Consider the following 23,000-nt stretch of genomic DNA (forward strand, 5'->3'; position numbering starts at 1 on the left):
TACCTGGTCGCGATCATTCCCGTCGATCAGGGCTTATGGGTGGAGTGGCAATGCCGAAGCAGGCAGTGCGAAACGGCGCCACCTAGCGACGGAAGCGCGGAGCAAAGTGCAGCCGGAGTAGTGACCGAGGGAGTATCTTCGGTGGCCGATGCCTGCCAACCCGCCCCTGCACCACAACCGCACCTTCCTCGGCCGTAGATGGGCGAGACTGCTCATGTGGATGGTGTCGTCGCACGTCGCGGTTGCTATCGGCCCGACTTTCGCCGGGGCGATATCGCTCGGTTGCCAGAGGGCCGCTCGCGCGTCCCGGGATCGATCGAAATCCTCTATTGACACTGCGTGAGCAGCACCACATACTCATACCCTGAGTATCTGGTACTTGCAGTAGTGCACAAGGAGGTGCCGTGAGCAGGGTGCGCTCGATAATGACCCGACGAGGTACGTCATACCGGCGAAGCCATTCCGATCATTCGGAGAACGAGCTATGCCGGATCGTCGACACTTTCATAGCGGGCGCGCCAGTTGCATTGCGGAGCGATACTCTTGGTTGGGACGGGAATCTGTGGTAATGCCTGAACGTAGCGCGCTATCGACGTCGACGAGGTTGCTCAGGGAAAACTTTTCCGAAACCGTAGTGTCGGCGCTCAGAACTTTTGGCCGGTCGACGCAGATGGCTTCTGAGTCGGCTGCGGGAGCAGTAAGCGATATCGTTCGTTTGAGATTCCAGTGGCGAGAGGCACTGAATCAAGCTTGGTATCTGATCACGGTTACTGCGATTCCGGCCATCCTGATGGCCGTGCCTTTCGGTGTCATCGTTTCCGTCCAGGTCGGAAACTTGATTCATCAAATCGGGGCGGACTCCCTGCTCGGTGCCGCTGGTGGATTGGGTGTGATCAAACAGGGCGCCCCCATGGCAACAGGGCTGCTGCTGGGTGCGGCCGGAGCGGCCGCAATCGCGGCGGATCTGGGTGCACGTAACATTCGCGAAGAAATCGATGCCATGCGAACGATGGGCATCAGCCCCTTGCACCGACTGGTTATTCCTCGGATGGTGGCGATGGTTTTCGTCGCGCCGATGCTCAATATCTTGATCATCTTCACGGGCGTGATAGCTGGATATGCGGTCGCAATCGGCCCCCAGGGAGTGACCCCCGGCAGCTACTGGGGAACGTTCGGCTCTTTCACCGTCGTCGCGGACATCGGTGTCTCGATAGCCAAGTCCGTGCTGTTCGGATTCATCGTGGTCGTGATCGCGTGCCAGCGGGGGCTCGAGGCAAAAGGCGGTCCGCGTGGAGTGGCGGATGGCGTGAACGCGGCTGTAGTTCTCTCCGTAGTTTCCATCGCCATCACGAACCTCATAATTACTCAGCTGGTGTCGATATTCCTTCCGACGAGGCTGGCCTAGATGTCGGAGGTAAAGGTTACTCCACCCCGGCTGGCGAGGCTCAGGAGAAGAATAGCGCCGTTCGGAGCGCGCATCGCGCCCCTGGAGTCGATCGGTTTCGTACTCGCGTTCGTTTGGGAGGCGCTGTCCGCGATCCCGTTCACGATCAGGCGATATCGAGCCGAGACTATGCGCGTGATCACGGATATGACATGGGGCCAAGGGTCCATTATCGTCGGCGGTGGAACTGTACCGATGCTGGTGGTACTCGGTCTGGTGATCGGAGGCTCGGTCGGTGTAGAGTCCTTCACCACTCTCAACCTGATCAGCATGGGGCCGGTGACCGGCATCGTTTCGGCCTTTGCCAATACACGGGAACTTGCACCGATTGCTGCGGGCGTCGGGTTCGCCGCACAAGCCGGATGCCGTATTACGGCCCAAATCGGCGCTATGCGGATCTCCGAGGAGATCGATGCACTCGAGTCGCTTGGACTGCGATCGATACCGTTCGTTGTGACCACCCGGGTCATAGCCGGGGCCGTGGCAATCATTCCGACATTCTTGATCGCCTTGATCCTGAGTTATGCCGCTTGTCGCGCGGTGATCGTGCAAATTCATGGCCAAGCCGCCGGTGTCTACGATCACTATTTTTATCAATTCATCAGCGGCTGGGATGTGACGGCTTCGGTGATAAAGGTTCTCGTATTCGGGACGGCTGTGATTCTTATCCACAGCTATCATGGGTTCTTCGCCGTTGGTGGGCCAGAAGGCGTCGGAATCGCATCTGGACGTGCTGTCCGTGCCAGCTTTGTGGCAATCATCGGTTTGGATATGGTGTTGACCCTCCTCTTGTGGGGCGTCAACTCCTCCATCGAATTTACGGGGTGAGAAACGATGTCTCGCTATGAAACGCCGGGTGTGTCGACATCGAAGCGGTCATCGGTCATGCTGGGTGTTCTCGCCGTGATCATAGTGATCGTAGTAGCCTTGACCTGGACTGTTGTGATGGCCCTCCAGGATGATAATCGAATAGTGGTACTGCTGCGTACCGAGTCCATCGGCGACGGGATCACCGTCGGAACACCCGTTCGATTCGACGGTATCGAGATAGGTGATGTTTCGGGGATCGAATCGGACGATGGGGCGAAACAATTGATTCTCAGACTGGAAAGCGCCGAATCGGCAGGTCTCACGGACGGGCTATTCGTCGACTACTCGCCATCGAACTTGTTCGGCATCAGTGAAATTGCGCTGAAACCAGGTGATGGTGGGGCTCCATTACGGGATGGCAGTATCGTCGATTTGACGGGGCCGCGAGCAGACCGGCAACGAGACGCAACGATGGGTGTTCTCATCCGCAGCGTGGCTCAAGCAACTGGAGACATTCTCGTCCCGGAATTGACCGAGATCCTGACACGGGGCGCGACAATAGCCCGGCAATTCACACCTCTCATGGAGGCAATCGTTGTATCCAGCCGGAACATTGCTGAAACCCAGACGATGCCGATATCGCAGCTGCTGGACCAATACGGTTCCATGCTAGTCGGGACTGCATCGATGATCGACGGTACGGTCGGCCTCATAAATCGGCTCACCACGATCGAGATCTTGAATACGGATCGTGAGCTGTTCGATACGACTGTCAATACTGTAGGTCGGGAGTTCTTTCCTGGGCTGGCGGAAACTCTATTCGCGGCTCAGGGTCATCTGTCGGACTATGCGGCTATGCTCGCTCCGGTTCTGTCAACGGCCAGCAGAATGGTACCTACGCCCGGCGTCTCGAGCACGCAGCTCACTGAACTCCTATCACGTCTAGACCGATCATTCACGTCGACTCCAGACGGTCCGATTCTGAACATCGAGTTGGTTCTCGATATGGTTCCACCGTTCACCGCGTTCTTGCCGGGGCTTCTTCCGCCTACATCCAACATCGGAGGTGGCCGATGACAAGACAGCGTAGTCTTCTGGCGACCAGCGCAAAACTTATTGTGTCTGCCGTCGTGATCACTGTGCTGCTCGCAATCATCGTTCAGACGGTGCAACGCCCCGTATCTGGAGACGCGGTAGAATTCTCGGCTGAATTCGTCGACGCGAACGGCCTCAAGGCCGGCGACGATGTTCGTATGGATGGTCTCCGAGTTGGCGAGGTACGATCGATTACCTTGGATGCCAGGGGTCGAGCGGTGGTTGGATTTGCGGTCCAGCGCAATCACCCGATCTACGAGAACACTGTGCTGGCGATTCGCTATCAGAACCTCGTAGGACAGCGATATCTCGATGTTCAACAATCATCGCCGACCACAGCGGAGTTGACGGCCGGACATAAGATCGATATTGCCAACACGATCCCGTCGTTCGACATTACGAATCTATTCAACGGCTTACAACCGGTACTCGCAGAGCTGTCGCCCGAAGCGGTGAACAAGTTCGCAGAGAACATGATCGCTGTCATCGAGGGAGACGGAGCGGGCGTCGGTTCCGTCCTCGACTCTATCGAAGCCTTGTCCAACTATGCGCTGGACAGGCAAGCGGTAGTCACCGTTCTGGTCGGAAATCTCAAAGAGATATCCGACCATATCGGTGGCCGATCCTCGCATCTCGTCCGACTTGTCTCGGAGCTGGCCTCGGTTGTGTCCACGTTGCGTAGCAAGGTGGATGGAATTGTCGAATTCGCCCTCATGGCACCAGACGTGATCGCGCCATTGAACGGCCTTCTCGAGGCCTTCGGCTTGACGACCGGACCTAACGCCGATGCCGATGCCCTGTTGGGGGCAGTATTTCCGGACCCGGAACAGGCGGTCGAGGTGCTGCGGAAGCTGCCGGCCGTTCTCGAGACACTGAATGCGTGGGTTCCCGCCGATGGACCGGTCATCAATCGTAACTGCTCGAACGGCAACGCTGAAGTTCCGGCGCCGTTACATATGTTGATCAGTGGGCAAAGGATCTCGATATGCGAGCGGTGATCAGTAAGCTACTCCGTGTTCGCGGAGGAACCGCGTTGCAGTCGGTGAGTGCTCCTCTTCGAAGCATGGACCGAGAATTGCGCTGGGCTGGCGTCGGGGCCGCAGTGATGGGAGCGGTCTTGACGGCGAGCGTAGTAGTCTACGTAGTACCTTTCGACGAGTCCACATACTGGGCGGAAATGCCGGAAGTGGGCTCGGTCAAGGTTGGCGATGACGTCCGAATCGCGGGTGTGCCGGTCGGCGCGGTGAAGTCCATCGAGCTGAGCCGAAGAAACGTTCGAATGAGCTTCACCGTCGACAGCGACATCTTCATCGGTGACCAGACGAGTCTCGATGTCCGTATGCTGACACTGATTGGCGGCCGCTACCTCGCGGTGACACCGGCGGGGAATTCTGCGTTACATTCGTCCATTCCCGCCGAGAGGGTCCATCTTCCGTACAGCCTGGGTCGGAGTTTTGAGGACGCGATTCGGCCGATCGATGATATCGATGGCGATACGTTGCGTCAGAATTTGACGAACATGAACGCTGCGATTGCCAGTGGACCGTCCGGCATTCGCCGAGCAACGGAGGCATTCGGATCTCTGGTCGACATCCTCGACCGCCAGAACCGTGACATTTCGGACACGCTCGCGATGGCGGACGAGTATCTCGGCGCGATCAACGAGTCGAAGGCGACACTCGGCGGAATGATCGACAGCGTCAATCTGATGGAGACAGTGGGCCTCGACAAAAAGGCCGAGATCTACGAAGCCGTCCGGCTGATGGACGAGCTTCTCGCGCGTATCGCGGGCCTCGAGCCGGCGTATCGATCCAGGTTGCAATCCGTTGCGCGAGCCCTGGCCGACGTCATCCCTGAGCTGGAAAGTCTGGGTGAAGAGATGGGACAGGTTGTCACGAATACGCGCGACCTACTGGCGCGGCTCCAGCCGATCGCGTCGTCGAAGGAAGGGCTCGTGGTCGACCAATCCGCGACAGTTGTCCCGGTGCCGTCGGTGTGTATTCCGGTCCCCGGAAAGGAGTGCTGACGATGAATAAGCTCTTGGCGTCCCGGGGTCTCATGTCCGTTCTCGGTGTCGCGGTCGTATGTGCAATTCTGATCGTCGGATACTTCGTGATCATCGAGCCTCCCAAGAGGATGCGTAGCTACTGCGCGAATATGCCGGATGCAATCGGCTTGTACGCCGGGAACCATGTCACCATGCGAGGGGTCAGAGTCGGCTCGGTGACGCGTATCGAACCTCATGGTGACATGGTCCGTGTCGAATTCGAGGTAGAGGTAAACCATTCGCCCCGCGGTCAGGTGTCAGCTACTACCGTATCCGACACAATCGTCGCGGATCGATCGCTTGCATTACTCGATGACAGCGAAGCCGAGCATGAATGGGATTCCGGACAGTGCATTACCCGTACACTGACACCAAAGAGCATGTCGCAGACTATGAATGCGCTGGGCAACCTCGCTGCAGAGATCACCGATGGAAATGGTTCGACACAGCGTGAAAGGCTTGCGGATGAGCTCGCGGCCTTAGATGCCGCATTATCCGGAACAGGACCTGAAATGAATGATACGATCCTCAAGTTGGGTCGTGCTCTCAATTCCCCCAATGCTGCTATCGGGCATATCGGTGCGCTTATCGACTCACTGCGATCATTATCGGACAGCATGGCCGGCGGATGGGGCGATATCAAGGCCATGATCACTCGTCTGGCTCCAGGTCTCGAAGTGATCGATCGTGGCATCTTTGAGCGCACCGTGTCGATTATCGATTCGTTGCGGATCATTGTGCCATGGTTGAACGAGATTACTTCAATGTTTGGTGACCAAATTCTCGAAGCGCTGAACGCGACAGTCCCATTAGCGCGTCTCGCCCGTGCGAATATCGGCTCGGTACAAGAAATAATCGACCTGACGCCACCGCTGGTGCAGGCTTTTCAGAGGGCGACGGCGCAGGAGGGTGGTTCACCGATCTTGACTTACGCGGCGCCGGTGGCTCAGCTGCCGCCGGCGGACGCAGAGCGGGTATGCGCGACCATCGAGCGTGTCGTGCCAGGTAGCTGCAAGTCCGCTGAGAACGGGTTGGAGAAGGTTTCGGTTCTTCCGTTGATATTCGGGACGGCAGGTGCGCGGTGATGGTTCTGCGACGAGTCGTATGGGCGCGATCTGCTCGTGAGCGTGGTGGTCGGTTCATCGCTGCGGCCGCGGTGGCAATGGTGTGCATAGTTCCCGGATGTGGATTCGATCCCGCGGAGGTTCCCGTTCCGGGGACCGGAATTTCTGGAGACCGGTACGGTATCCGGATTCTGTTCGCTGACGCCTTGAATCTGCCAGCGCGAGCGAAGGTTACAGTCGATGGTCTGCGAGCAGGGGTCGTGCGCGATGTGTCACTGGTCGACGCGGGCAAGGACCACGACGGGTATGTTGCCGTCGATGTCGACCTGATGGCGTCGGTTCGATTGCCGGTCGGCACCACCGCTGAACTCCGCCAGCCGACGATACTTGGCGATGTCTCCATCGCGCTGATGACTCCGCCGACCGGCACGCAGGATGCCCTTCCCCCGGGCGCCACCATCGGATTGGACAAGACGAAGCCGCTGCTGCAGGTTGAGGACACCATGAACGTACTCGCGACCTTCGTCCAAGGAGGAGGGATTCAACAGGCTCAGGAGATAATGAACCGCGTGAACGGGGTGCTGCCGATCGACACTCGGCAGACTGCTTCGATATCCGAGGTAGTCGGTGCGGATATCATTGACCTGGCCAACCACCTGGATGCCGTCGACGCAATGCTGAACGGTCTGCGCGCGAACACGGACGTGGTGCAGCGTAGAACCCCTGAACTGGAGTATTTGCTGACCGAGTCGGGGGTGAGCCAGGCCGCTGCTTCGATGACTTCCATGATCGGGTTGATCACGTTGTACGACGGATTCAAATTGCTCACAGAATCTCTCCGGTGGGTCGGCCCCCTGGCGCAATCGGGCAATGAGGCCGCACGTGCCTTCGTGCCGCTATTGTTCACTCGCCGCCCGCTTGATCTGAACGCCCCCTCGAATTTGAACAAAGCCGTGGCCATTTTGCGCGAAAAGGTTATTCCATTTGTTGAGCGCGGTCCGAAGGTTGATATTGTAGGCATTGAAGGCGTCGGCCCCATATCGGACGACGATCGGATAGACAGTATTCTTGCGTCGCTGCGGATGATCGGAGTGGTTCGATGAAGCCAAGTTCCGTGCTATCCCTGGTGTCGATCGGAATCGTGCTGGTCTTGGGCACCGCATACCTAACATTCGGTGTGCTTCGAGTTGATTGGTTTTCTGGCAGGACTGTTGTGACCATGGCTCTGCCGAGGACCGGGAGTTTGCTACCCGGTTCCCCGGTCCTGTTGAGAGGAGTGAAGGTAGGAGAGATCGACTCTATCGACAAGGCCGAGCGTGGTGTCGAATTGGTGCTGAGTCTCGATCCCAAGTACAGGGTTCCTGCGACCGGCAGCGCTACTGTTGAGGACCTGTCGGGGTTGGGGGAGCCCTATATCGAGTTCGTACCGAATACTGATGCCGGGCCCTACCTGGCCGACGGTCAGCGTATCGACGCGGTTGAAGTGGCTCTACCCCGCTCGATACCTGATGTGGCGCATACTGTCACCCATCTGGTCGAGCAACTGAACCCACAGGCGATCAGCAATATCGTCAAGACCTTGGATCAGACGTTGTCGGGGACGGAAGCCGTGATGCCGCGTCTGGCGGCATCGACAACGCTGCTTTCGGAAACGATTCTGAGTAGGTCACCCGAAATCCGGAATATCTTGAAGAATTTGCAAACAATGGGTGCTGATATGGAGTGGGCCGAGCAGTCGATGACCGCCGCCGGCCCTCTGTGGGAGGAAGCCGGAGCGTGGGGCGCACTCATCGCGGACTCTCTGGCGCGACTGTCTCGAATCGGCAATATGCCCGGGGACTATATCGAAGGAAACGGACTTATTCCCTTCCTTGATAAAGTGACGTCTTACATCAATGAGATCGGCCCCGATCTTCGTGATCTGGTCCCGGCGGTACAGCCACTGGCGGAAAGCGCGTCGAACTCCATGGCGCAAATCAACATAAGCGACCTGATAGATCGTGCACTCAGTGTCACGGGGGACGGTGCTTTGCGAATGCGGATCGCTGTCAAATAGATGTGAAAGAACGAGAGACACCGGAGCTGATTATGCCCACAGAAGATTCTCATGATACTGACCGCGAAGCTGCGGAAGAAAAGCCGGTTGACGCGGGTGTGCCTCGGACGTCGGTCAAGGGTGGCTCGAGCGCACGCGGGTCGGAGAGGTCGTTCTCGATAAGCCTGCGTTCTCTGGCCTTGGGAACCGCAGTAGCCCTCCTTGTTGTCGCGGTGGCCGTTTCGATTCCGTTGTGGCTCTCGGCTAGGAGCGAGTTGAAAGATCGGGACGCTGTCGTAGCCTCGGAGAAGCGCGCCGAAGAAGTAGCGTCTGAGTATGCAGTCGGAGCCTCGAATATCGACTATCAGAATTTCGACCAGTGGGTTCGTGGTTTGAAGTCCAACGTCTCGCCCGTTCTTGCAAACAAGTTCGATGCCACTGCTCCGCAGCTGAAAGAAATTGTGCTGCCACTGAAGTGGAGTTCTAGTGGAGTTCCCATCGCGGCGACAGTGCGCTCCGAACGATCGGGTGTCTACGTCGTCAACGTGTTCCTGAATGTGACATCGAAGAGTGCGCAGATACCGGAGGGTGCGCAAACGACTGTTACCTATACCGTAACAGTTGACAAGAATCTGGATTGGAAGGTAACAGATGTCGGTGGTGTCGACTCGGCACTCCCGGCCAAATAGTCACCGGGGTTTTTCGACGTTGAGGAGCTTGGAATAATGACTTCGATTTCCAGCGCGGGTGTTCCCTGCCGCCGACTCGCTCTCACACGGGACGACGGTCCGACATTGCAGATCACCGAATGGGGCTCGCAGACCCCGCGAGTGACTATGGTCTTGACCCATGGACTCGCGTTGTCGCACGAGAGTTGGGAGGACGTTGCTCAGCTTGTGATCGCTGCGGACCCGACTATTCGCGTCGTCACCTACGACCATCGGGGACACGGGGATTCGGAGTCGGCTCCGGCCAGCCTCGAGATTCTTGCGGATGATCTTGCGACTATTCTTTCGGAAACTGTGCCTACGGGTCCGGTCGTATTGGGTGGTCATTCGATGGGAGGGATGACTCTCATGGCCTTGGCTGAACGTCACAGTGAGGTGCTCGGACCGAGAATCCTCGGCGTCGCGTTGGTGTCGACAGGGGCGGGCGATATTCTGGGAAATATGATGCGCAGCAAATTCTGGCGAAGGCTGATAATGCTGGGTCTGGAGGCGCTACCCTATATCAGGATTCCTTCCCGGCCGCTTTTCCTGATGCGGCAGTCGACACGAGGCATCCTATTCGGAGCGCGTCCTCGTCGGCACGATATGAACCGTGCTGTGCTGCAGCTCGCGAAGAGCAATTCTCGCAATGTCGCGGAGCTGACCCGTTCGATACTCTCTCACAAACGTTACGGCGTGCTGGGCAGATTCAGCTGTCCCGTCGTCGTGCTGGTCGGGTCTCGTGACCGCCTGACCCCCGTTCATCACTCGCGTGCGCTTCGGCATCGTATTCCAGGGAGTCATTTGGTCATCTTCGAAAAGGCTGGGCACTACCTGCCCTACGAACGCAGCGGTGAGGTGGCCGTCCATCTCCTCGGATTGACTCGGGAAGCGCGCATACGCGAAGCAACCGTCGCATAGCGGCATTAACATTCGTCATACGCTGAGGGTAACGATAGGCGAATAGTTCGCTATCAGAGCTTGATATCGGTCCGGGAACCGCGGAACGCCCTTTCTCAACAGCCGGATGATGACTGTCAGGGTAGTGGGTGCAGCCGCAGCGCGCTGGGGCCGATGTCGTATAGTCCAGCGTCGGCTGCCGGTGCCGCTAGTTGTGGTCGGCTTTGAAGCCACCGATTTCAATGCGGGTTCCAGCTGGCTGTTTCAGCGGTTGCGGCCCGGCGCGCGGGTTCGCAACCTTGTTGTCGAACGTCTCGGCGAAGCTGTTGTTCAAGGTTGTGCCCGGCGGCAGGTACCGAGCTACAGAACATGCTGGTCACCATCATCGGTCCGCCGCCCCGGTTTTAGGTTGGACAACGGTCGGGAGATGATTTCGGTTGCCCTGCAACCAGTTCTGCGCCGACCGGGTCGGAGTATCCTAATACTGCAACGGCGTTTCAGTTGAGGGGGTGGCCGCGGCGGCGGTAGTGGCTGAGGCGGGCTTGGTGTTGACGTCGCCGCCGCCAGGTCGACCAGGCCCAGATGTGGTCGGCGGGGTGGTCCTCGCGCAGGACCAGCCGTGCGAGCAGACGGCGGATCTCGGGTAGTGTGAGAGCGATCATGCCCGGATCGTGGACGGTGAGTCCCCTTTTGTGGCAACGGCTTTGGAAGCAGCGAGCCAGGCCAGAGCGAGCATCGACAAGGTTATGTGTGCATACCAGGCCCGCCAGCTGCGGACCTGGTAATGGTCGAGCCCGGCTTCGCCTTTGGCCTGCTGAAACGCTTCTTCCACGTGCCAACGGGTCCCGGCGACCCATGCCAGGTCCACCAGTCGAGAGCGGGCCGGGCCGTAACAGAGGTAGTAGGCGATCTCGAGTTCGCCTTTACTGTTGGGGGTGAGTGAGCGGCGCGCCAGCAGCCAGTGCCCACGCCCGCGTTTCCAGGTGCCCTCGATCTGGCGGTATGCCCAGTGGTATTCGCGGGGCCCGTGCGCACCGGCACCGACCGACAGCCGCTGCCACCGGCTCGCGGGCAGTTCGGCGACCAGGGCGTCGGCACGTTCGACGCGATCTGCGCGGGTGGTCATCGCCTCGTCGCAGCGGGTGGCCATCACATAGGACACATCGTGGTCCTCGAGCCATTCGCGCAGGTATCGGGCCTGCCCGTAGGCCTCGTCGGCGGTGAACCACGAGAACGGCACCCCCGCGGCCAAGGCACGCTCGAGCATGGCGATGGCGTGACGGGGCTTGGTCGCGAACTCCACCGTGTCGGGAATCCCCGCCTTGCGGCAGCGCTGTCGGTCCTCGATCCACGACGCCGGGATATACAACTCGCGGTCGATCAGCGCGTGGCCCCGCGTCGAGGCATACGCCAGGAACGTGCCGATCTGACAGTTCTCGGTGCGCCCGGCAGTGCCGGAGTACTGCCGTTGAACCCCCGCCGAGCGGGTGCCCTTCTTCAGGAATCCGGTTTCATCGCAGATCAACACCGCCTCGGGGTCACCGAGCTGTTCCACCACATAGGCGCGCACGTCGTCACGAACCCCGTCGATGTCCCACTCGGCCTTGCGCAGCATCCGCTGGATCCCGTCCGGGCACACCGCGCCGGCATGCTCGGCCAGTGTCCACCCGTTCTTCCGCTCCAGACCCGTGACCAACCCCGACACGTACTCCCGAGCACGCGTCCGCGGCTCCACACGCCCGAACCGCCCCGCAATCCGCGACATCAACGAATCCAACTCGGCCACAACACGATCCAACACCACACAACAGATCTACCAGCACCGACCGCCAAACGCCGTTGCAGTACTAAGCGGTGACGGGACCCGGTAGTCGGTCCGCCGCGTGTGAGAACCGGTTGTAGGGGATGCAGGGTTGTAGCGTATCCGGCTGGGGCGTTGCAGCCCAGGCCGGAATCTCTTCGGCGGTGATTGTATTCTTCCTTCCAGTCGCTGATCACGACGCGGGCTTGGGTCAACGACCAGAAGCTGTTGATGTTGGGGCATTCGTCGCGTCGGCGGCGGCTGAACCATTCAATGTAGCCGTTGCGGCAGGGTCGGCTAGTGTGACGAACGCTGAGCAGACCCGTTCCGCCGCCCAGTCGCCTGGCACGCGAAATTGGTCTGTTGCCGCAGCGCAGGGCGGCGGGGTAGCTGCGATCGACAGCGATTCGTTGATGAGTCCGTCGGCGGTGATCGATCGTTCCACCAGCCGGCCCAAGCATTCGCGGGTGTGTTTCATCGACGATGGAGACGATCTTGACCGGGCGTGCGTCGTCGCTGGCATCGAATCGGAAGTCCACTGCCCATACACGGTTGGGTGCCTTTGCCTCCGTGGTGGTGGTGGTTTCCAGGCGTTTCGGCGCCGCAGCGGCCCTCGTAATCCCTCGTCGCGCCAGAGGCGTTGGATTTTCTTGTGATTGACTGTCCAGCACTCGCTGCGGGCGCCGTGGTAGGCGCGGCGGAATCCTTGCCGTGGATGGGTTTCGTCCAGGCACGCAGCCATTCACGCAAAGCCGCATCGGGATGTGCATTGGTGTCGGTGGTTCGAACGCGCCGTTGTATACTTCGATGTTCGCCGGTAACCGGCAGGCGAACCTTTCGCGGACCCCGAGCACCCGCACCAGGTGCGCCACGGCCGCCCGCCGGCGTTCCGGGTCTAGAAGGTTCCCTTGGCGATCTCGTTCAATGCAGCTTTCTCTAGCTTCGCCTCGCCGAGAAGACTTTTCAGAGTGGAGTGTTCGCGTTCGGGGCCCTTCAACCGTTTGCCGTCGCCGGCCTTCAGCCCGCCGAACTGGTTGCGCCACCGTTAGTAGGTGGCCATGGTGATCTGCAGTGACGGCGACTTCCTTATTCTCGCCCAGCAGGTGGACGGCCTTGCTCAGCTTGCGCACGGCCTGTGGAGGTGTGTGCCCTTTTCGTGTCGCCATAGTCATCGAGCGTTCCTGCCCACTACGTGGGCGGCAATGCTCTCACAGCCGCCGGACCAAATCTCATCGGGTCAGGTCAGACGAATTCGCAAAGCGCGCACCACTTGAACCTACCTATCCTCGATGATCAGACACTGCCCATTCGACCTACGGGTCGCTATGCGATGCATTGGGGACAACGCAACTGACTATGGATCGAGTGTTCGCCGCACTGATGCCATCGATCGGTCATTGGCGTGGGCATCCGATCGACTGGTTCGAGCGGCGTGTGTAGGCCAGGGGAGGTGACGTCGGCGGCGCCGTCGGATACCGCTTTCGGCGGCTTTTCGTGGAGGGGAAAGTGGGACGAGGATCAGAACCCCGGCTATGGTGATCGCTGCCAGCGCGAGCGCCGAATGTTCCACCCCACTCCAAAAGGCATCCTTCGCATAGTCGGCGAGAGGTCTTCCTACATTACCGGCACGCTCAGCGACTTCAAGGGCACCGGCCAGGGAACTGCGGACCGGAGCGCGCGCGGGCTCGGGAAGGCGGTCCAGCACCTCGTTGATCCTCGAGGTATAGCTCGCGGACAAAATGCTACCGGAGACGGCAATGCCGATGGCCGCGCCGACTTCGCGAGTCGCGTCGTTGACCGCAGCGGATACCCCGTGCTTCTCCAACGGTGTGTCGAGCATGATCGCGTTGGTCGCGGGGGCGGCCGACAAGCCCAGCCCGGCGCTCATGATCAACAGGGGCCAGAGAACGTCGAAGTACGACGAACCGGTGTCGAGGCGAAGGATGGCGAGTAAGCCGACGGCGATGGTCAGAAGACCGGTCGCTGTCGTCACCCGCAATCCCGCCCATGCAGCGATTGCCGGCGACACGAGTGACATCACGATGAGCGGAACGACCATCGGCGCCAGCGCCAGCGCCGAGCCGAGGGCATCGAACCCGAGGATGAGCTGGAAGTGCTGTACCAGTAGGTACATCACACCGAAAGTCACGAGAAACTGGATGGTTATCGATAGCGCGCCGCTTGAGAAGCCCCGGCGGCGGAACAGGCTCACGTCCAGTAGCGGGTGCTCGGCACGCACCTCGGTGAGGATAAATGCCACGGTGCCGATTACTCCCGCCGCACCTGCGACAAGAACCCGGACATCCGTCCAGCCGCGCGACGGACCCTCGATGACCGCGAACACCGACGTGCCGATGGCGAGCACGACCCAGAACATGCCGAGAAGATCGAACGGCGGGAGTTCGGCGTCCTGTGAATCGGGCACGGTGAAGGCCAGAACCAGCAGTAGTAGTGCGACGACGGTCAGACCGACGAAGATCGAATGCCACGACCACTGGGTAAGAAGCAGACCGGATCCCACCATGCCGATCACGCCACCCGAGCCGGCGATCCCGGCCCAGACTCCGACCGCGTACGACCGCTTCTCCACTGGGAGGTTGCTTGTCAGAAGCGAGAGGGTCGCCGGCATGACGAAAGCTGCTCCTGCGCCCGCCAAGGCCCGGGAGGCAATGAGTGCCGCAGGAGTATCGAGAAATACAGGCACAACTGAAGCGGCCGCGAAGACCGCCAGGCCGACGATTAGAACGCGTCGGCGCCCATACCGATCGCCGATCGCGCCAGCGGGCAAAACCAAGCAGGCGAGGACCAGCGTGTATCCGTCGACGATCCAAGTGAGAGCATTTTGATCTGCGCCGATGTCGAGCGCAAGGGCAGGCAGAGCGGTGTACAGCGCTGCCATGGCCGCAACAACCAATGCTACTGCGGCACAGGTTATGGCCAGCGTCCAAGCCGCGGAGTTGCGGTCGCGAAGCCGGTCTCCAAAGCTGATCATGTCGGTATCCTGGTCCCTTCGGGGCGTCGTCGGCATTCGCGTAGGTCCTACGGCTCAGCTTTGCGTAGCTTCTACTTCCTCCAGCGTCGTCGGCACGTGATAGGGCGGTCGTCCTCTGCCCTGAACTCGATAGCGGCCCCAGAAGTCACGATCGCCGATGGTCGCCGGCGCCTCGCCCGTACTGGTCCGGATCAGCACGGAACGTCGGCGTCCCCCTAACAGATTGTCGAGTTCGTCGTTCTGGCGGATGCGCCCGTACCAGCTGAAGCGGCCGTCGATGGGTTGGAAATAGCCGCGCAGTTCGACTTGCACCTCGACGTCGTCGGTTGCGATCACCACTGTGGCCGGCCCGATGTAGTCAGAGGCATCGTGCGGACTCTGAGACTTCACTGTGAACTCCTCCGTTTGGTCGATAGTCGACGCCAGCGATCGGATCGCCCGGCACTGGGGCCAAGTAGCCCGGCGTCGGGATCGGGGCCGGCCCTTGACAAGCCGCGCCGCCGGGGTCAAAGTTACCTCATACCCCAAGTATCCGCTACTGCCCGTATTGCACTCTTGAGCGGATACCGGGTTACTGCCACCGGACGTTGATCCGGACAGGATGTATCGATGCAGAGTCATCGATCGAGTCTCAAAGGAGCGACAGATGACGACCAGTGACGTCAGGGCCGAGACCAACGGGCAGATTGCCGTAACCACCGACGGTATGGCGCGCGTGAGCGGTCGGCGACCCATTGACCTGCAACGATCGGCCGGACGACTGCTCAAGACTTCCGTAGAGAAGTTCTACGACGCCGAAGTCGACATCGACTGGGATAGTCCGTGGCTGCCGGATAAGGCGTGGTTCCCCGAGCATCGCCTGTCCCTCTACGGCACCGGTCTGTGGAACCGGCTTTCCGAGGAACAGAAGATCGACCTGGGCAAACATGAGTTGGTGAGCATCCTCAGCTTCGGGATCTACGCCGAGAATTTGCTGAGTATGGCGTTGCTACGGCTGAACACGACGGGTGATCTCGTCGACAACAAGGCCCTATACGCACTTGCCGAGGTTGGCGACGAGAGCCGCCATTCCACAATGTTCGCGCGTCTGATCGCCAAAACGGGGATCCCGCCCTACAAGCTTCCGCCGGGGTTTCTGTCGCTGGCGAAGATCCTGCATTTCGTCCCGCTCGGGCCCTCGATCCAGGGCGCGACCTTGCTGATCGAGGAGATTCTCGATCGGGCACAGCGTGAAGCGATGAACGACGAACGCCTACAACCGCAGGTCCGGCAGTTGATGAAAATTCACGTGCTCGAGGAGGCCCGCCACATCACGTTCGCGCGCTCCGAGCTTGTCGAGGGTATGCGGTCGCGAGGCCGGATCTCGCGGGCATGGCACCGCGGCGTCCTCGCAGTTGTCGCGAACCTGTCCTACCCGATCTTGATCAATCCCAAGCTGTACCGTGCTGTCGGCGTGCATCCTCTGCGGGGGTTCCTCGCTTGCCAATTCGGCCCGCACTACCGGGAGAACCTGCAGTTCATGTCCGAGCCGATGATCCGATTCTTCGATGAGGCAGGAATGATGGAAGGTCGCTTCACCATGTTCCTTTGGCGCCTGACGAGGAGCCTCCCCGACGATATCGCCCGGCGGTGAACAGACTCGGACCGGCGTGAACAGCACCACGCATATTGCTAAGCGCAAGTCGCGCCGTGATATGTTGCGGCGGGCACTCGTCGAATCCCGCGAACTCCTCGGTCCCGCCCCCGGTCCGACATATCCGCAGTAGCTGAGTAGCTATCGAAAATTGTGGCCACCTGTACCGCACGTGAGCCAACGTTCAGAGGAAATCGATGAGTAATAACCGTTCTGCCAAATACACGGGAAAGACCAATGGTTCGGGAGGTCGTGCAGCGAGCGAGAGGGTGCACACAACAGAGGTCCTCATAGTCGGGAGCGGATTCTCCGGCATGGGAATGGCGATTCAACTGCTGAAATCGGGAATGAATGACTTCTTGATAATCGAGAAGGATTCCGAAATCGGCGGAACCTGGCGCGACAATACATATCCGGGCTGTGCCTGCGATGTCCCTTCTCACATGTACTCGTACTCTTTCGAGCCCAAGCCGGATTGGAGTCACTTGTGGGCAGGACAGGATGAAATTCAGCAGTATCTCCTGAGTCTCGCACGCAAGTACGATCTCTATAGCCGCACGCATTTCGGGCGGGCCTTGCAATCCGGATACTGGGATCCTAGTGATTCCGCGTGGCATGTTGCGACCTCCGACGGCAACGAGTACGTCGCCCGATTCCTGGTTTCAGGCGTAGGCGCACTCCATATACCGAATATCCCCCAGATCAAGGGGCAGAAGAAGTTCGCTGGTGCAGCATTTCACTCGGCGCAGTGGGATCATGACTGCACATTGGATGGCAAGAAGGTCGCTGTTATCGGGACCGGTGCGAGCGCAATCCAATTCGTTCCGGAAATTGCCAAGGTAGCCGATGAACTGCATCTATACCAGCGGACGCCGGCGTGGGTACTGCCCCGTAGGAACGTCAAGGTCCCGAAGGTGATCCAAGCCCTGCTCACGAGGGCGCCGATCCTCGCCAAAGCCCTCCGGACTGCCATCTACTGGTCAGCGGAGTCACTGTCGATAGGACTGAACGGACATATCAATTTCATGCGTCCGCTCGAGAGTGTCGCCAAGTGGAACATAGCGCGGGGAATTGATGATCCCGCGCTGCGCAAGAAGCTCACCCCCACGTATCGCATCGGGTGCAAAAGAATCCTCGGTTCCAGTGACTACTACCCAGCGCTGAATCGGCCCACTACATCCGTCATCACCGACGGGATCGCCGAGATCACCGAGGACGCCATCATATCCCAGTCCGGTGACAAGCGTCCGGTCGACGTGATCATCTATGCCACCGGTTTCCACGTAACCGACGGGTTCGACCACCTCCGGCTCAAGGGTGCGTCCGGTCGTGAACTCTCCTCCGTATGGTCGGACGAAGGGATTCAAACCCATCTCGGCATCACCACCGCAGGTTTCCCGAACTTGTTCTTCCTGCTCGGCCCCAACACCGGGCTTGGTCACAACTCGGTGGTATTCATGATCGAATGCCAGATCAGGTACATCATCGGCGCGATTCGGCTCGCGAAGCAACGCGGCGCAGCTGCGCTCGAGGTGCGTGAACCCGTTCAGCGGGAATTCAACTCGGACATCCAGCGGAAATTGGTGAACGGGGTCTGGAGCAGCGGGGGGTGCACTAGTTGGTACCTCGATGCACAGGGTGTCAATCGGACGGTCTGGCCAGGTTTCACCTGGCAGTATTGGCGGCGTACCCGCAATGTCGCGGACTCTGATTTCGCGTTGGTCGGCGAGTCGACAGGTGATCGAAGCGGCGACCTCCTTCCGAATTCGATCAAGAAGGGTAGCTTGCCGAGATGAGAGAGTTCAGCGACCGAGTCGTCTCGGTAACCGGGGCAGGTTCAGGAATCGGCCGTGCAGTTGCAATTCGACTCGCCGGCGAGGGCGCGCGGCTGGCCATTGCCGACATCGACGGCGAACGGGCCCGCGAAACCGCCTCCATGTGTACCGCGCTGGGTGTCGAATGCCAGCACTATCAGCTCGATGTGGCCGATCGTAGCGCATTCACGGAATATCGTCGTCAGGTCCTCAGCGACTTCGGTTCGGTCAGTATGGTAATCAACAATGCCGGGGTCGCACTCGGCGCCGACATACTGGATATGCAATGGATCGACTTCGAATGGTTGATGTCGATCAATTTCTGGGGAGTCGTGAACGGCACGAAACTATTTCTTCCGGATCTGATCGACTCGGGCGACGGCCATGTTGTCAACGTGTCGAGTGTCTTCGGACTGATGGCCATTCCCAGTCAGAGCGCATATAATGCTTCCAAATTCGCCGTCCGAGGCTTTACCGAGGCGTTGCGCCAGGAGATGCGAATTAACCGGCTACCGGTGGGCGTAACATGCGTGCATCCGGGTGGTGTTCGCACAAATATTGTGCGCGGAGCTCGAGGTGTCGGCGCGATGGGTGATCAGGAGAAGATTGTCGCCGGTTTCGATCGTATAGCGCTCACCACTCCGGAAAGCGCCGCCGAAACGATCCTGAAGGGCGTGCGACGGAACAAACCTCGAGTCCTTATCGGACCCGATGCCCTGGGTTTCGATTTCGTCGCCCGCGCGGTGGGGCCGAGGTATCAGGACCTGAACGCTCCGCTGGCCCGTGTCGGCTATGCGATCGGCCGTCGTTACGGCCTTGTCAAGCGCGACAGTTGAATCTGGGCCACGGGCCGGAATAATAGAGAAGGAATATCCTGGAAGATGAGCATGCCATGTGAACTCACGGTCTCCCGTGTAGTGCAGGAAACAGCGGATGCGGTGTCCATTTGGTTCGAGGTGCCCGAGCAGCAATTGGGCGTATTTGCCTACGACCCCGGGCAGTTTCTTACGTTGCGTATTCCCGGAGCCGGTGACGGGGAATATGTGGCCAGATGCTATTCGCTCTCGAGTTCCCCGCATGCAGACGACTCGCTAGCTGTCACAGTGAAACGCACGGAGGGCGGGTACGGATCTAACTGGCTGTGCGACAACATCAAGGTTGGAGCTGAGGTAACCGTTCTGCCGCCCACCGGGCACTTCACACCGAAAGACCTGGATGCGGACATGGTTCTGTTCGCAGCTGGTAGCGGAATCACCCCGGTGTTATCCATCGTCAAGTCGGCTCTGCTCGAAGGCGGCGGCCATCTCGTTCTCTTCTATGCCAACCAGCATGCCGAGAGCGTCATCTTCGGTGAAGACCTCCGTTACCTCGCCAAGCAGTTTCCCGAGCGACTGACTCTCATCGAGTGGCTGGAGAGCGAGCGTGGGCTACCGGACCGAAGCGCAATCCTTGAAATCTGCCGTGAGTACCGAAATCGGATGTATTTCTTGTGTGGGCCGGCGGCGTTCATGGATTTGGTGGTAGACGCGGCGCGCGAAGCCGGCGTGCAGCACCGGAACCTACACCGAGAAGTATTCCAATCTCTGCACTCCGATCCCTTCGACGTGGAGAACTACGTCAAGGAATCAATGACGAACGAACAAGCCCGTCTAGTAGTATATCTCGATGGTGATCGCGCCGAGCTGGAATGGCCGAAAGATTTGACCCTCGTCGAGGTCTTGTTGAACGAGGGGTACTCGCCTCCGTATTCCTGCCGGGAAGGCGGATGCGGTGCATGTGTGTGCAAGGTTATCGACGGCGATATAGAGATGAGAGTAAACGAGGTACTCGATGATGATGATATCGAGGAAGGTGATCGACTGGCATGCCAGTCGGTACCCGCCACCAATTCGGTGACTGTGACATTCGACTGACCATGCGTTCGCGTAGGCCCCGTAACGGCGTTCATGCTCGCCCGATCCAGCGCGCAATCGCCGCCCGCGATATCGGTCACTTGTCCGATAGCGTATACTCGGCCAGATGGCGGGCGCACAAAAGCGGATTCGGGAGGTCGGTAGCTCGGTGGTTCGGCGAATTGACGCACGCTCGAGCCGATGGGAAGAGCACCGGGTCCTGGTTCGAGCAGAACTGGTCGACGCAGCGTACCGTGCCTTCGGCAAGTACGGTCCGGACGCGAGCATGGACGACATCGCTCGGGAGGCGGGTGCGACAAAACCCAAGCTGTATCGCCACTTCAAGGACAAACTGGGCCTTCGTGCAGCTGTTATCGAACGTGCGAAGGAACTCATGTGGTCGAATGTGCTTGCTACCGTTGATTTCGGATCCGATCCGATTCGAAATGTGATGAATCAGCTCGTCGAGCAATACGCGCAGCTGGTCGACGAGCACAAGAACGTCTTCCAGTTTCTCGTTCGTAGTCATTTTAGCGACAATTCATCGGGATCGGATCCAGCTCTTGAGAACGCACGTGAACTGGCAGGTTTCATTGCGGATCATTTCGTCACGGTTTTGGAAACCGCTGGGGCTGACACGTCGGGCATAGACTTGGTGGTGCAGTCGATCGTAGGGGCGAGCCTCTCCGCGACGGATTGGTGGATAAACTCGCAATCCGATCCGACCTCGGCTATGCCGAGAAAGGCTTTCGTCGAGCATCTCAGCGCAATCATTTGGGGGATTATCGATTCCTCGGCGCGAGCTCGTGGAATCCGGATAGACCCGGATTCGACTTTGCGGATTGAGAATATTGGACTGATCGAGGCTTAGATGAGCGAATTCGAGCCAAACGCCGGTCGAAGACGACGCGGGATGAGCTTATCTGCCATAGCGCGGTGACACTGCCGGATTGCATCCCCGCGGGGCAAAAGACCCGTGAGCAATGCCGTTGTCGCGCCATCGCCGGTGGGCGGGACGACCGCCGATCGGCCTGGTCCGCATCGATTGCTCGGTGCGTCAGCGTCGTCGGTGCTGCTCTACCCAACGCAGCAGCTGGTTGGGCTTGCCCGGCTTGTGCATGACAGCTCATGTGTCATTTGATAGTTTCGGGATTGCTTTCGTGCGAACCTGCGGACCCGAATCGATGGATCCGACGCGAACTTGGTTCAGACCGCCCGCAACCGCTGGCGACCACTTCGCGCTCGACGTTCCTCCGGCCGAGTCCGAGCTACGTTTCGAGAGCGTCGCCGCCTACTTGTCGTTGAACCAGCTGCTGTGGAATCAAGGGAAACGAGGGTACCGCTGCTTCAATGGCTCGGTACCGCGTTGTGGCATGCAGCTGAGGCATCTGGTCTGAGACCCGCAGAGCCCACCCCGAGATAACGTAGGGCAATCTCGGAGATCCGGCGTGCCGTTTCGGCGCTGTCGCTGGCCGGTAGTACGAGATGGCTGATCGTCAATCGAATGAGCGCATCGACTGCGTCGGCCACGTCATTGGCGTCGATGGTGGGGTAGTGGTGGAGGAACGCGGTGACCAGTCGCTCGGACGCGAGTTGAAGCATGGAGGCAGAGGTTGTCAACAGGGGGAGGACGCCGGTTTCATCGCGCGGGCCGCTACCGGGTGTAGTCAGGACGGCTTTGAGTAAGGGGCTGGTTGCAGCCTCGTCGAGCGTGTAGCGAACTATCGCTCGGATCGATTCAGGCAACGCGCTGCGGTTGGAAGCAAGCAAATCCTCGATCCCGGTCAGGAATTGCTCCGCTTCGTGCAGAACGAGTGCATCTCCAAGCCCTTGCTTGTCGCCGAACTCTCGATACAGCGTGGCGCGTGATACTCCGATCAGACCGGCTACCTCGCCGAATCGTACACGTTCCCAGCCCTTCTCGACCGTCAGGGCGCGGGCGGCGCGGATTGCTGCCTCGCGGAGGTGTCGCCTGAACGACAGCCTCACCGATTCTTCCACCACCCCTCGGATGGTAACAGAACGTGGGTTTTGTTCATGAGTGGACAAACTCCCGGACACTTCGTCATGTCCGCGCGTTGCTTGATCGCGAGCTATGCGCGACAAGTAGCGGAGATCTGATCAATTGTTGACAAAATGGTTCTGATTGTCTCCAATGTAGTTGTATCGCGGTCCTGCTCGAGTCTGATGTTGGGCGCGCGTTAGTCGACAGAGAGGTCTGGCCATGGACAAGGCTTCGGATGCGGTCAGTAGGTTGTCTGACCCAGGCGTGGAGGACTGGGTGCGCTCGTTCCGGCTCCTGGAATCCGGATCGCCAGAGTTGCCGCCGCACCATCCCGACTGTCTTGGTTGTGGGCCGGCCAACCCTCACGGACATTCCCTATCGGTGCGGCGTTGCGGGGGCGGCGTCGTTGCTCACCATCTTTTCGACCAGCGTCATGTCGGAGCGCCGGGGATCGCGCACGGTGGCGCGGTGGCGACCGTCATCGACGACCTGTTCGGCTTCTTGCTGTACACGGTCGGCGAACTCGCCGTGACCCGGAATCTCGACATGGATTATCTCGCCCCGGTACTGCTCGATACCCCCTACACGCTGCACGCCGAGGTACGGTCGCGGCATAGCCGTAAGTTGAATCTCGCGGCCAGGATGGAGGATCTAGAAGGGCGCTCGGTCACTACGGCAACCGCCGTGTTCATCGTGGTCGAGGCCGAACACTTCCTGCAGTCGCGGGCGAAGGCTCGGAGGCAGGCGTGACTGCTGGACCA

Annotated in this window: 21 protein-coding genes and 1 pseudogene; 16 read left to right on the plus strand and 6 right to left on the minus strand. The window is 59.6% G+C overall.

Features of this window, described 5'->3' with window-relative positions:
• Positions 1-568: 568 nt before the first annotated feature.
• The 10 genes from LTT66_RS21110 to LTT66_RS21155 all read left to right on the plus strand — a co-directional run bounded on the left by LTT66_RS21110 (position 569) and on the right by LTT66_RS21155 (position 10,123).
• Positions 569-1,405 (plus strand): MlaE family ABC transporter permease, encoded by an 837-nt coding sequence (locus LTT66_RS21110; RefSeq protein WP_043737830.1) that lies wholly within the window; start codon positions 569-571, stop codon positions 1,403-1,405.
• Complete coding sequence (locus LTT66_RS21115; protein WP_043737831.1) at positions 1,406-2,272, plus strand: MlaE family ABC transporter permease; 867 nt, start codon at positions 1,406-1,408, stop codon at positions 2,270-2,272.
• A 6-nt stretch (positions 2,273-2,278) separates the two neighbouring features.
• Entirely contained in the window at positions 2,279-3,331 is a 1,053-nt protein-coding gene (locus LTT66_RS21120; protein WP_043737832.1) for an MlaD family protein, read from the plus strand.
• Positions 3,328-4,347, plus strand: a complete 1,020-nt coding sequence (locus LTT66_RS21125; RefSeq protein WP_043737834.1) for an MlaD family protein — start codon at positions 3,328-3,330, stop codon at positions 4,345-4,347. Before LTT66_RS21120 ends, LTT66_RS21125 begins: the two co-directional genes overlap by 4 nt.
• A gap of 65 nt (positions 4,348-4,412) precedes the next feature.
• A complete protein-coding gene (locus tag LTT66_RS21130; RefSeq protein WP_051047371.1) occupies positions 4,413-5,375 on the plus strand; it encodes an MlaD family protein in 963 nt (320 codons plus the stop codon).
• Positions 5,376-5,377: 2 nt separating this feature from the next.
• Positions 5,378-6,481 (plus strand): MlaD family protein, encoded by a 1,104-nt coding sequence (locus tag LTT66_RS21135; RefSeq protein WP_043737862.1) that lies wholly within the window; start codon positions 5,378-5,380, stop codon positions 6,479-6,481.
• Between the two features lie 77 nt (positions 6,482-6,558).
• Positions 6,559-7,563: an MlaD family protein gene (locus LTT66_RS21140; protein WP_043737836.1), complete on the plus strand. Its 1,005-nt coding sequence runs from the start codon at positions 6,559-6,561 to the stop codon at positions 7,561-7,563.
• A gap of 116 nt (positions 7,564-7,679) precedes the next feature.
• Positions 7,680-8,516 (plus strand): MlaD family protein, encoded by an 837-nt coding sequence (locus LTT66_RS21145; RefSeq protein ID WP_228815887.1) that lies wholly within the window; start codon positions 7,680-7,682, stop codon positions 8,514-8,516.
• Between the two features lie 32 nt (positions 8,517-8,548).
• Entirely contained in the window at positions 8,549-9,184 is a 636-nt protein-coding gene (locus LTT66_RS21150) for a hypothetical protein (RefSeq protein ID WP_228815885.1), read from the plus strand.
• A gap of 105 nt (positions 9,185-9,289) precedes the next feature.
• Complete coding sequence (locus tag LTT66_RS21155; RefSeq protein ID WP_084538232.1) at positions 9,290-10,123, plus strand: alpha/beta fold hydrolase; 834 nt, start codon at positions 9,290-9,292, stop codon at positions 10,121-10,123.
• A gap of 476 nt (positions 10,124-10,599) precedes the next feature.
• On the opposite strand, the gene LTT66_RS21160 is transcribed toward LTT66_RS21155, so the two are convergent.
• From LTT66_RS21160 to LTT66_RS21180, 5 genes and pseudogenes are all read right to left on the minus strand, one after another.
• A complete protein-coding gene (locus LTT66_RS21160; RefSeq protein ID WP_233060312.1) occupies positions 10,600-10,764 on the minus strand; it encodes a hypothetical protein in 165 nt (54 codons plus the stop codon).
• The gene (locus LTT66_RS21165; RefSeq protein WP_233060314.1) at positions 10,761-11,906 is read right to left on the minus strand and encodes an IS701 family transposase; all 1,146 of its coding nucleotides are present in this window, start codon (positions 11,904-11,906) and stop codon (positions 10,761-10,763) included. Before LTT66_RS21165 ends, LTT66_RS21160 begins: the two co-directional genes overlap by 4 nt.
• Positions 11,907-11,915: 9 nt before the next feature.
• Positions 11,916-13,075 (minus strand): annotated as a pseudogene (locus LTT66_RS21170) (integrase core domain-containing protein).
• A 182-nt stretch (positions 13,076-13,257) separates the two neighbouring features.
• Complete coding sequence (locus LTT66_RS21175) at positions 13,258-14,895, minus strand: MFS transporter (protein WP_051047379.1); 1,638 nt, start codon at positions 14,893-14,895, stop codon at positions 13,258-13,260.
• A 54-nt stretch (positions 14,896-14,949) separates the two neighbouring features.
• Entirely contained in the window at positions 14,950-15,285 is a 336-nt protein-coding gene (locus tag LTT66_RS21180; RefSeq protein ID WP_014349813.1) for a DUF4873 domain-containing protein, read from the minus strand.
• A gap of 256 nt (positions 15,286-15,541) precedes the next feature.
• On the opposite strand from LTT66_RS21180, the gene LTT66_RS21185 reads away from it, so the two are divergent.
• The 5 genes from LTT66_RS21185 (at position 15,542) to LTT66_RS21205 (ending at position 21,105) form a co-directional block, all read left to right on the plus strand.
• Positions 15,542-16,528 carry an AurF N-oxygenase family protein gene (locus LTT66_RS21185; protein ID WP_014349814.1) on the plus strand — a complete coding sequence of 329 codons (987 nt, stop codon included), beginning with the start codon at positions 15,542-15,544 and terminating at the stop codon, positions 16,526-16,528.
• 314 nt (positions 16,529-16,842) lie between these two features.
• Complete coding sequence (locus tag LTT66_RS21190; RefSeq protein WP_233069348.1) at positions 16,843-18,324, plus strand: flavin-containing monooxygenase; 1,482 nt, start codon at positions 16,843-16,845, stop codon at positions 18,322-18,324.
• Entirely contained in the window at positions 18,321-19,178 is an 858-nt protein-coding gene (locus LTT66_RS21195) for an SDR family NAD(P)-dependent oxidoreductase (RefSeq protein ID WP_014349816.1), read from the plus strand. Before LTT66_RS21190 ends, LTT66_RS21195 begins: the two co-directional genes overlap by 4 nt.
• A 45-nt stretch (positions 19,179-19,223) precedes the next feature.
• Positions 19,224-20,255: a ferredoxin--NADP reductase gene (locus tag LTT66_RS21200; protein WP_014349817.1), complete on the plus strand. Its 1,032-nt coding sequence runs from the start codon at positions 19,224-19,226 to the stop codon at positions 20,253-20,255.
• A gap of 106 nt (positions 20,256-20,361) precedes the next feature.
• The gene (locus tag LTT66_RS21205; protein ID WP_051047375.1) at positions 20,362-21,105 is read left to right on the plus strand and encodes a TetR/AcrR family transcriptional regulator; all 744 of its coding nucleotides are present in this window, start codon (positions 20,362-20,364) and stop codon (positions 21,103-21,105) included.
• A 476-nt stretch (positions 21,106-21,581) separates the two neighbouring features.
• Here the strand turns inward: LTT66_RS21205 and LTT66_RS21210 are convergent, their stop codons facing one another.
• The gene (locus LTT66_RS21210; RefSeq protein WP_171048474.1) at positions 21,582-22,238 is read right to left on the minus strand and encodes a TetR/AcrR family transcriptional regulator; all 657 of its coding nucleotides are present in this window, start codon (positions 22,236-22,238) and stop codon (positions 21,582-21,584) included.
• Positions 22,239-22,458: 220 nt separating this feature from the next.
• On the opposite strand from LTT66_RS21210, the gene LTT66_RS21215 reads away from it, so the two are divergent.
• Complete coding sequence (locus LTT66_RS21215) at positions 22,459-22,989, plus strand: PaaI family thioesterase (protein WP_051047376.1); 531 nt, start codon at positions 22,459-22,461, stop codon at positions 22,987-22,989.
• The last annotated feature ends 11 nt before the right edge of the window (positions 22,990-23,000 follow it).

This window comes from Nocardia gipuzkoensis, from assembly GCF_021183645.1.
Lineage (GTDB): Bacteria > Actinomycetota > Actinomycetes > Mycobacteriales > Mycobacteriaceae > Nocardia > Nocardia abscessus.